At 37.8% G+C, this 9,533-nt stretch carries 3 protein-coding genes and 1 pseudogene; 1 reads left to right on the plus strand and 3 read right to left on the minus strand.

What is annotated here, in order from left to right:
• The 3 genes and pseudogenes from ACEW7V_RS00215 to ACEW7V_RS00225 all read right to left on the minus strand — a co-directional run.
• On the minus strand, positions 1–186 hold a 186-nt coding region (locus ACEW7V_RS00215; protein WP_374695699.1), incomplete at its 3' end, for a DnaB-like helicase N-terminal domain-containing protein.
• A 117-nt stretch (positions 187–303) separates the two neighbouring features.
• Positions 304–399 carry a DUF2963 domain-containing protein gene (locus tag ACEW7V_RS00220; protein ID WP_374695700.1) on the minus strand — a complete coding sequence of 32 codons (96 nt, stop codon included), beginning with the start codon at positions 397–399 and terminating at the stop codon, positions 304–306.
• A gap of 133 nt (positions 400–532) precedes the next feature.
• Positions 533–1,170: pseudogene (locus ACEW7V_RS00225) on the minus strand (sigma-70 family RNA polymerase sigma factor); the annotation flags it as partial.
• A 798-nt stretch (positions 1,171–1,968) separates the two neighbouring features.
• Here ACEW7V_RS00225 and ACEW7V_RS00230 point away from each other — a divergent pair.
• Positions 1,969–2,442 carry a hypothetical protein gene (locus tag ACEW7V_RS00230; protein ID WP_374695498.1) on the plus strand — a complete coding sequence of 158 codons (474 nt, stop codon included), beginning with the start codon at positions 1,969–1,971 and terminating at the stop codon, positions 2,440–2,442.
• Positions 2,443–9,533: the final 7,091 nt, after the last annotated feature.

Raw genomic sequence — 9,533 nt, forward strand, 5'->3', positions numbered from 1 at the left:
CAGATCAGACGATGATGGACAATGTAGCTGTTTTAATAATTTTTCATTTTCTAAAATAGCACTTATAGAAGCGTAATCAATTTCTTTATTATTTTGATGTAATATTTTCATGGATTTAAAAATATATTTATGATGAATACTGTAAAAGTCAGTTTCTGTAATTTCATTAAAAACTGAAGAAATTATTTCATGTGTTTAAGGACAACCCCCAACAAGCACATTCGGCTTCAATCTTCTTTAAATATTTTTATGCTTAATTTGGGTATAAAAAATACCCCTTCAAAGGTTTAGTTTCTATATTGATTAAAAGTTTTTCTTTTTAATTGTTCCGTCATAATTGTAATATGTTTCTTTGATTGGTTCTTCTGTTATGGGATCATATTTTGTAATAAAGTCAATTCATTCCGTCTTTAATTGTACAATTCATTTTAATAAAGTGTGTATCAGAGTCATGTTCATTGAATACACCACAAATTGTTTTACCATTAACAAAATAATAAGTAGTTGTATTTTTTTTACGATAATTCATATTGTTTATTTCCTTTTTTATATTTTTTAATTTAGCAATTGCTTTGGTTTTGATAAATTTTATTTGTGTTGCAGATAAATTTAACATTTTACCTATATTTTTGTTGGAATACTCAATTTGAGGGGATTGGTTTTGGTTTTTTAAAGGAATCCCAAAACTTAATCTAATAATCTCGAATTCTTGGGGATTTAAAATAGATTTGATTGTTTGAATAAACAATTCGTGATTAACTTGGTTTAGCCAAATTTGATGAGGGTTTAGATTATAGCGCCCGTTGATATTAATAGATTGGTGTTGTTTTTCTTCAAAAGGAATATTACTTACTTGTTTTTCTTTCCTAAACACCTCTCTGGAAGTTGAAGTAGCTTGTAGGCCTCTGATAAGTTCTGTGATTTCACCTTTAATTTTTGGGATTGCATAAAAAATGAAGTCAAAACCTAAATCTTGATAATTATTTAAAGCTTTTATTAACCCTAAAATTCCTTCTTGATATAAATCTTCTCTTTGAATCGCTTTGAGAAATATTTAAATTGTTTAACTATTTTTTTACCTAATGGTAAATGCATTTCGATCAATTGATCGCGAATTACTTTAAATTCTTTTATTTTTAAAAAATCTTTAAATAATTGTTGTCTTAACATTTTATTCCTTTCTAAAAAATGTTTTTAGAAAAGATAAGAAATTATTTTTTTAGTCTTGAAAAGAAAAAAGACTAACTTAATAGTTAGTCTTAAAGAATTTTTAAAAAGTAAAAAAGTTGTCTAAAGTTTTGGAACACCTCAGTAAAACCTACTTTAATTATTGCTGATGAACCCGTTTCTGCTTTGGATGTTTCCATTCAGGCACAAATTCTTAATCTTTTAAATGAATTGAAAGAAAAATTAAAACTTACTATTTTCTTTATTTCTCATGATTTATCCATAGTTAAGTATTTTTGTTATAGGTGTGCTGTAATGTATCATGGTAATGTAGTAGAAATGGTAAATGTTAAAGATATTTTGTCTTTCTCCTCAACATCAATATACTAAAACTTTATTGAAAGATGCTGTTAAGTTAATGATCGTGTCTCAGAGCGGCGTCGGCCATCGTGGGAGGCGTCGAGCGGGGGGAGCGTTGACCGTCGGAGGGCCTTGTTGTGGTTCCCTCTCCGAAGAGGCGGTGACCACTCGCACTCCCACCTTCATGGTGGCGGGAACCTCATCCATTGTCGCTGCCATAGTCATAGCAGCAGGAGGCCTTCCTTGTGATCGGATTCGGGAGGGGCATCGACAGCCGGGGAGGGGCAGGCATCGACGGAGGGCCGCGACGCGGTTGGGGCCTCGGATGAGGGGCGGGAAGGTGGCTGCTGAGGGTTACGCTTCCGGTGACCCATGGATTAGGAGAGTGGGGGAGACAGGTAGCAGAGGCGCGGCAGAGGGCATCGACTCGGAGCGGAGAAGATGGGCGACCGGGGGAAGTTGCCATGGCATGCTGTGCTCAGCTTAAATGGTCGCCGGAGGAGTCCTTCGGTGGGGGAAAAAAATGGCGATGGTCGTCGGCTGGCTATGGACAACTTCGGGTGGAGGAGGTCAAAAACAATCACCGTGCAAGAACGAGAGGGAGATCGCAAGAGAGGGATTCGTGGATTTCGTTCGGGTAGGGTTTTGGAAATTTCTTTGTCGATTTGGGAGGAGAGCGGGCCTTGGAGAGATTTTGATTCCATGCGGGTGTTTTGGATTTCCAATTTTTATTTGCCGCCTGGGAGGCTTCGTGAAAGGGCGGAGGGCGGTGGGCTGATAAAAAGGATCATTCATTGGACGGTCGGGATAAAAGGGAATGCAAGAATTTTATTGGACGGTCGGGATGAAAGGAAATGCAAGAATGTTCCCGGATTGTTTGGTAATTTTGATGTTCACTTTGGAATTGTTAGATAGGTGGTATGGAATGTTCACTGTATTTCAATTAAAAATTTATACTAGGGATGGCAACGGGTCGGGTCACCCAAAACTCATACCCATCCCATCCCAAAAAAATCTGCCCCATCCCAAAAAAGATCGGGTCGGACCAAGTATTGTAGTTGCACAATATTTTTATATCACAACTTTGACAAACCAAATTTAATTCTAAGTGATTTTTCTGTTGATAAGTTTTGCATCCCTGTAAATAATTTATGTACTTCATATTCAACTATCAAGTAGAAATTTTGTAAAGCAGATCATCAGATTCAACCGTTCTTTTCCTGAAAACTTATTGTAATGTGATATCTAGAAATATTTTCATAAACAAGTATCGAGTCAAATTATATGATTTAAAAAAATTATAAGATAATCGGGTGGGAGGCTGAGAGCTTGTGGCCGTCGATCATACCATGGAGAGGGGAGATTGATCGTGGAGTAGCCAAGTGGGGGCTTGACCGGAGGAGCTAAGCTGGTATCTGAGAGCTTATCATGGTCGCCGAACACTCCGGAGGATCACGGAGGGTGAGTTGCACGGTTGCCGGACCAAGTGAAGGAGGCCAGGGGTCGAGGGGTCTCTTATCGAGTCCCTTCTAAGCACTGATCGATCTACGGAGGCCACGTCGATCGGGGGTTTCTTGTAGCTACCGAGCCCTCCGTAGGATCTCCTCTCGTCGACCTACCGGAATAGAGGAGAGGTCGTGATGGGATTTCTCCGATGGGCACCCCGTGGGTGGAGAGGAAGCGGAAGGGTTCGATTCGAGAGGGAAGAGAGGGAAGCCCATCGAACAGAGATGGGCGGTGGGTGTGGGAGTTTAAGGGGTTTTAGATTTTATTAATTTATAAGAAAGGTTTTATATTGGTTAAATATTTTTTTAATATATATATATATAATATAATAAAATTGGATTTTAATGGTTATGATAGTAGGTAGGCTTTTCAAAGGTTCTAGATTCAATTCTGCTATCTACTATTATAAATTTATTTTATAAAAAAATATTAGAACAATATTTTTTATTTTTCTTTTGAATAATTTTTTTTATTTTTCTTGGGCTTCCAATGACTCAATTTATATTTGTTTAAAGGACAAAAGAGAAAGATACAGTAACATATGAAATAAATGAAGAGGAGATGGAGAGAGGGGATGGAGGAGAGCAAGAAGGGAGTGGGTTTGATGAGGAGAAGGGAAAGAGGGGCTGGGGATTTAGAGGGAGGGGCGCCATTGGCTTTGGATTTTGAAGGGAAATGTGGAAGCAGGATTCATCGAGGGTTTGGGGTTTCGCCATGGGGGATTATTTCAGTTTAGTTTTCGTGGGATTTTTGGGGGCAAATTTTCGCCGTCTGGCATTTGGGAACGGGATTCATCTGGCATTTGAGTAAACGGGTTTTATTTTGGAATTTCTCTTCCTTCTGGACCCAAAAGCACCAAAATCCGAAATCCAAATGGGTTTAGGCGGGCAGGCCGATATGGTAAATATTTGGATATAGTTTGTGCGGGAGCGTTCAAAACGTCAGATGTGGCATGAACAGCTTCGTTGTTAAAAAAACTAGTCAATACCATAATTTGATGATCCATGCTAGCTCCCTACAAGCACAGCCCATTTCAGCTATCATATTACAAACTAGTTAGGAAAAGCTGCCACCTACGGATTTTTTTAATTTTTTTATACAAATGAGTGATCATACTAATTTCATATTAATACAATTTAAAGGACCAACATATAAAATATCCTGTAATATTCGAAAATAGGCATCACCGTCATGCCAGTTTCAATCATTAGTATGATCAACAATAAAAAAGATGATGAAATTTACGATATTATTGGCCTCTCGAAAGATATATCAAATAGTCATCATAATGAAAGGTTGAGGAAGCTTCAGATATTACGGAGGATCGGATGGACATCCAAATGCTTTGTCCTATCTTGAATCTTTCGAACAGATCATTTCAAAAAAGAGTGAAGATGGGAGATATATCAAATATTGCTCTTCTTCGTATGAATATTAGCATGAGTTTCCTGAACATTCATATAGTTTGATCAGCAAGAGTGAATTGAATGGTGTGTTAGAGAGTATGTTAGGTCTCTTTGAATGTTACAATATATTGAACAGCTATGGTCAAGTGAGAAGAAGCATTGGTGATTGCAATTGCACAGGAAAAACCATCCTCGGAAAATTTTTCAGGAATTTATTTTTTGAGGAATTTTCCGATGGAATTTTTCCTTGAAATTTCTGACAAATTTCGAGAAAAATTCTCCGAGGGATTTTTCGAGGGAATATTATTGGGGGATTTTCAGAAGACATCTCCGAGGATTTTAGGATAAATTTGATTTTGAGATAAATTCAGGATTTTCTGATTTCTGCAAGATAATTTGGGGATTTTTCTGAGCGAATTTTTTTTTTGAGGGAATTTTCGATGGAATTTTTTCCTTGGAAATTTTTCGTAATTTTAGGAAAATTCCCAGAAAATTTTCGTGGGAATATTACCATGGGATTTTTGAGGGAACATTACCGGGGATTTTCCGAGGGAACATCTCCGAGAGTTTTCGAGGGAACATTTTTGAGGGATTTTCCGAGGGAAAATTTTCAAGGGATTTTTCGAGGGAAAATTTTTGAGGGATTTGCCAAGGATAAATTTTCGAGGGATTTTCAGAGGGATTTCTTTAGGAATAATTTCTGAGAGATTTTCGATGGATTTTTCTAGGAATTTTTTTATTAAAATTTTTTACTAAGAACAAAATTATGATGAAAAGATCCTCGGAAAATCCCTCACAAAAAAAAATTTCTAGGAATTTTTGCAGGGATTATTTTATTTAAAATTTTTTATTAAGAACCAAATTATCATGAAAAGATTTCTTGGAAAATCACCTTAAATAATTTCCGAGGGATTTTGCAAGAAATTTTTTTTTGAAAATTTTTTCACTAAGAACCAAATTATGATGAAAGATCTTGAGAAATTTTGTAATAATTTTCAAGATTTTCCGAGAAAACTTTTTTCTCGGAAGATTTTTACTAAGAGCTCATTTATAAAGAATAAATCCCTCGAAAAATTCTCATAAAAAAAAAATTTCCAAGGGATTTTCCTGAGGAATTTTTCCTGAAAAATTTCCACAATTAATTTTTTTGTCAAAAACTCATAGGAATTGCGAAGTTTTTCACTTGGTAAAATCACTTGATGCTTACCACTTTTCTAGTAGTGCTGCCAGAAAATATAAATTAAAACACAGCTTAATTGATACGATCTGCTGGATTGCGCTACGACATCTAGTTTAAAACCTATAGCTTTTAACGAGAAAAAATATAAATTAAAACCTGAAATAGTATTACGTACAGTTAGAAAAACTGATCTTGCAGTTGAAAGGCTACGATACCCGTGGAAAACCATAAATTAAAATCTGAAACAGTATACGACATCCTTATGATACCCTAGTTGAAAAGCTACGATATCCTAGTTCGAAATCTACGATACCCTAGTTCGAGCTGGAGGGAAGGATATTTTGGTCTGGAAAATCTCAAATAAAAGTTGAATGATAATTAATACTAGTCACGCTCATCTCCCATCCCGTCATGCTACAGTGGATATATTTGGATCAATAAAAAAATCGCGGTGCGGGCCACGTTGGATTTATTTTACCGCACGCGATGTACAAAGACTTTTCAAAAAGAAAAAGATAATTCTTTGTGCACCGCGTGCGGTGCAGCAAATCCAGCGTGGCCTGCACCGCACGCTCCTATTGGTCCAAAAATATTTACTATAGCATGATGGGACAAAAGCTGAGATGACTAGCATTAATTAAAATTTTCGTCCAGACCAAAATACCCTTACGACATCCTAGTTCAAAAGCTACGATACCCCAGTTCAAAATCTATGACATCCTGGTTCAAAAAATGATCCTGAAATAGTATTACGACATCTAGTTCAAAACCTACGACATTTTAGTTCAAAACCTACGACACCCTGGTTCAAAAATGACCTAGAAACAGTATTACGATACTAGTTCAAAACTTACGATATCTAGTTAAACTTACGATATCCTAATTCAAAACTAATAATACGGTTGAAACTGACCTTTCTGGTTAATGTTAGAAACATTCTGACGTCGCAGTTATTACGTCTGTTAATTAAGCCTCTGACACCTTCAGAAAATATAAATTAAAACGAAACAATATTATGATCTTATCTAGTTAGTATGATATCCAGTTAATCTATGACATTCTGCAGAAAAATATAAATTAAAACCTGAAACAGTATTACGATACCCTAGTTCAAAAGCTACGATACCCTAGTTCAAAACCTACGACACCCTGCAGAAAAATATAAATTAAAGCACCAAAATTTACAGTTATTCTGACATCACAGTTAAGCACTCTGACATTCGCCGCGAGAAAAATATAAAATAAAATCGCGGAAAGCTGATCTACGATCTGCAATTAGAAACCTATGACATTCCTGCAGAAAAATATAAAATAAAATCTGAAACAGTATTACGATACCCTAGTTCAAAAGCTACGACATCCTTATTAAGCGCGGCCAGAAACGCGGAAAAATGAAATAAAATAAAACGATGTTAAATATTACAGTTGAGAAGTTACGATATCCTAGTTCAAAATCTAAAATATTCATAAAAAAAATTAAAAAATATATTTTGAGCTGAATAAAAATTTTAAATAAAATTAAATAATAATTAATGCCAGCGTTCAACGTTCATTATCCTACGATGGATCTACTTGGATAAAAGAATAATATGGTGCGGGTGATGTTGGATTTAGTGTACCGCACACCGTGCACCGAGACTTTTCCAAAGAAAAAACAACTCTAATGGACCAGAAACATCGTGGAAGAAACTATTTGTGGCCCGGTTATTTTGTACATTTCTGTCAGCGGATTTGGGTTGTGATGTGTTCGTCGGTTCCGTTGCCTATAGACGATGGAGCTCTCAGTTTTATCGTGGAGATATTCCTAAAGATGCGACCATGAAGATGGAGGCGCGGATAGGGAGACGTTCGGTCCGAACTAGCAGGAGAAGTAGAAAACGATGCTTCGATACTAACCATCAGATTGTCCCAAGCTCGGAATTTGATTTCATTCCTTCTTTTACCTTCATCTTGCAGAGTACCTGGAGGGACAACATTTTGGTCTCATGGAGTTATCATTCTGAAGAAAGATAGACCATCGAGAAATTAACCTACAAGCTTTTGAGAAAAAGAGTATCTTACCTATAAATTCATGATTTCATTAAGGGTAGGTGTCCAGGTCTAGATTCTTCGAGATGCATCACCTAATAATCGAACCCAGAACTTTGAACCTTGATTGCATAGAAACGGATGCATCCATCCACCGGTGGAAGCCCAAATTCATACGCTTGGTTCTCATAATCGACGCGTTTTCCTCGAGCCTAGAAAGATATTTCACTGAATTGTTTATCTTAATTAATTCTCTATTGCGCGGAATGTGATTTGTATCACTAAAAAACGTAACGTTTCCATTGTTCCTCGTCTTACGAATGGAAGGCAAAGAAATGGCGCGCACCAGCGGGGAAAACGAAAGAACTATGTACAATATTTCATTAAAAGAAACTTGTAGAGAACTTTACATTCTTTTCCACAATTAACACCGACAAAAGGTGAAGATCGACGTTGCTGTAATCTCTCTTACAAGGACCAGCAGCTGAGTTGAAGGGACTCCTCAAATTTGTCTTCCAGCGAGGGAGGTTTGGCTTCCTTGCCTTCTTCTCCGGCTGCTTGGCTTCTCGCCACTTGGCCGATGGTCTCCGATGGCGATGATGGGGGACGGGAAGCCATTCCATTGGCAACCTTAATATGAAAGAAAGCGGGAGTATTGGAGGTGGAATATTGGAAAGAGGAGGGTTTAGGATTCCATTGGTGGTAACCAAGGAAGAGCATGGCAGCCGTGGGAGCCATCGAATTTAGATGTTAGGAACGCAAGCAGAGATTAGTAGATGAGGATAGGAGGGAAGCTATGGCGATAGGATGGAATGGAAGGACTAGAAATCCATTCTGCGTTGCAACGTGTATGCGTATATATATATATATATAGAGAGAGAGAGAGAGAGAGAGAGAGAGAGAGAGAGAGGGGGCGAATAAAGAAAGAATGGTTCCGTGGGAGGGGAAGCGATGATGGGTCGGCGAGATTGAGTAGTTTTGGGACGAGACCGGGGGCTGGAAGAGAAAACCGTGGGCGAGAATGGTGGGATGGTGGTCTTACCAGCTGGGGTTGTGAGCCGTTGGATGCGGTGCGTACAAAACAGTGGGAGGAGGCAAGGATTTGGTTGGTTGGTAGGCTCCCTTTTATATGTAAATATATAGAATTGTTGGGTCTTTTTTAAAATATTATTTTTTAAAAACAATAATACCAAAATATCGCCGTTTCAAATAAATTTATCATTTTACTGTCTTTCTTTTCCACGTTGAAACGGTTTTTTTTTTTTTAACACCATATGGAAAAGGTACAGGTTCATAAAGCTTAAAAAAAAAAAATTTCTGGTGAAGATGCAGGCTCCTGTGCTTTCTTATAAAATTAATAAAAATTAAATGAAGGTACAGGTTGGAACTCAAATATTGTGCCAATCACGGGATCATAAATAATTAAATGATGGTCAGCACGTGACGTGCAAGTGGTAAAAGGCCGCAAAACTCTCTTGCTCGGGTTCCTTGGGAAGGAGGGAGGGGAGGCCAGGTCAGGGGTTTCCGATCTGATCGATCTTATATTTCTGGAGACAAAGAATAAGATAGGAAGCGAGGGCGAGGCACGAGGAATGGGTGGTGGAGGGATCCGGCCTGTGGCACGGCGGGGAGGGGCACGCACCTCGCCCGCGCCGGGAGTGCGCCCGGGCACGACAAAGAATGCGGAATCCTCTTTTGGATTGTAGCGGGGAATGGGATGGAGAACATAACTCATGATCCCAACCCAAGCAAACGAGGAACCTCAAATTTTGTGTTTGGCTATGATAATGATACGGACCTGAAAAAATTTGGGATGCTGCAACTCATAAAAAAAATTATTGAAACGTTTCTGATGTAGAATGATAGGTGGAATTTAGGATGGCGGT

The sequence above is a fragment of the Areca yellow leaf disease phytoplasma genome (genome assembly GCF_041920595.1).